Here is a 281-nt window from a genome sequence, read left to right on the forward strand (position 1 = left end):
TCAGCTTTCTTGGCTTCTTCAGCTTTCTTGGCTTCTTCAGCTTTCTTGGCTTCTTCAGCTTTCTTGGCTTCTTCAGCTTTCTTAGCTTCTTCAGCTTTCTTGGCTTCTTCAGCTTTCTTGGCTTCTTCAGCTTTCTTGGCTTCTTCAGCTTTCTTGGCTTCTTCAGCTTTCTTGGCTTCTTCAGCTTTCTTGGCTTCTTCAGCTTTCTTGGCTTCTTCAGCTTTCTTGGCTTCTTCAGCTTTCTTGGCTTCTTCAGCTTTCTTGGCTTCTTCAGCTTTCTT

General features: G+C 43.8%; 1 protein-coding gene. It reads right to left on the reverse strand.

Features of this window, described 5'->3' with window-relative positions; translation table 11 throughout:
- Nucleotides 1-281, reverse strand: a 281-nt coding sequence (locus tag ACTHRE_RS11130; RefSeq protein ID WP_440345282.1) for a hypothetical protein, incomplete at both ends; no start/stop codon positions are given.

The sequence above is a fragment of the Neisseria sp. P0001.S007 genome (assembly GCF_051963655.1).
GTDB lineage: Bacteria > Pseudomonadota > Gammaproteobacteria > Burkholderiales > Neisseriaceae > Neisseria > Neisseria subflava_A.